A 1684-nucleotide genomic window follows, 5' to 3' on the forward strand; every position below is an offset into this window, starting at 1 on the left:
TGTGCCTGTTGCACAAGTTACAAAAAAGCCTTAATTTCATGGAATGCAAGGAAAAAAGAATTATCAAGAAAAACTCTTCAACAGTTTTCAGTTGAGCGATAGGGTTCCCCAAGAAAATTTCTACCGACGTTTAAAGAACGCTTTAAATCTAGATTTCCTCTATAAACTTACTCATGATTTTTACGGAAGCAGCGGACAGAAGAGTATCGATCCGGTGGTGTTTTTCAAATTATGTTTGGTAGGGTATTTAGAAAACATCATCAGCGACCGCAAACTCATCGAGCATTGCAGTATGCGTTTAGATATTTTATATTTTATTGGTTATGATATAGATGAAGAACTTCCCTGGCACTCTACCATCAGCCGTACTCGACAACTCTTTCCTGTAGATGTTTTTGAAGCAGTATTTACCAAAGTTTTTACTCTTTGTGTGGATGCGGGAATGGTTAGCGGTCATACTCAAGCCATTGATAGTGCTCCAGTCAACGCCAATGCTTCTATGGATAGCCTAGAGCTTAAAGTTCCTGAGGAAGAACTGGAAACTCATTTACGAAAACTTCGTCATATTAGCGAAGGTGATAAACAACAACCCTTGCGTAAAGCAAAGAACAACAACGCACCTAAAACACAACAAAAGTTATCGGCAAGCAAGAGCGAACTTCAAGCTATTAATAGTCGCAATAAAAAGTGGGCTAAAGAACAGAACCAACGGCCGGGAGCAAAAAACAAAGGATCAAGGTACACCAGTAATAAGACCCATTACAGCCCAACCGACCCCGATGCTCGCATTAGTGTAAAACCCGGCAAGGCAAGAAAGTTGAATTACCGCTCACAATTGAGTGTAGATACCGCTCATCATGTCATCACCGATATTAAAGCCTATCGTGCCGATGGAAAAGATAATCAGCAGTTAATAAATATTGTCCGACGTGTTAAACGAAGACTATGGAAATCAACTCTGTATTGGGAAAACTGTATAGCGGATACGGGCTATAGTAGCGGAGAGAATTATGATTTTTTAGAAAAACAAGGTCTTAAAAGCTTTATTCCCCCTCACGGCACTTATAAAGGAGGTCCTGAGAATTTCATTTATATCGAAAAAGGAAATTATTGGCTTTGCCCACAGGGGAAAAAAGTCACCTTTAGAAAACAAAAACTCGAAAAAGGAACTTTAAAAGATAACTACTTTACCAAACGAAGCGACTGTAAAGCTTGTCCTATAAAACAACAATGTATAGGAAAAAGTCACGAAAAACGTATTAGTATTACAGCCTATAGAAAACAATACCAACGTAACAATCAACGCGTAAACAGCCCACAAGGCAATTATATGAAAGCCAAACGCCAAAGCACAGTAGAACCAGTGTTTGGAACATTAACCCAATTTATGGGATTACGAAAAGTAAATACCATTGGGCTAAGGCAAGCAGACAAATGTATGCATATGTCTGCCATTGCTTATAATTTGAAAAAATATTTGAAATTTATTACAAATAAGGCTAAAAGCGGAGCAACAAACCTAGCCTTTATTTATTATAAGAAAAACCGCTTATCGAAGCTCTATAGCTCACTTTCAAGGAACTTAATTTTTCACCCAACGCTATGGAATTTAAAAATAAAAACCGCTAAAAGCGGCTTATATTGATGAAGTGTTTTTAAAATTTAGGGCTTGTGCAACGGCTAC

General features: G+C 37.9%; 1 protein-coding gene. It reads left to right on the forward strand.

Features of this window, described 5'->3' with window-relative positions:
- Positions 1-43 precede the first annotated feature (43 nt).
- Entirely contained in the window at positions 44-1645 is a 1602-nt protein-coding gene (locus D9R05_RS15405; protein WP_121668110.1) for an IS1182 family transposase, read from the forward strand.
- Positions 1646-1684 lie beyond the last annotated feature (39 nt).

Origin of the sequence: Mesonia aquimarina (assembly GCF_003667275.1) — a bacterium.
Lineage (GTDB): Bacteria > Bacteroidota > Bacteroidia > Flavobacteriales > Flavobacteriaceae > Mesonia > Mesonia aquimarina.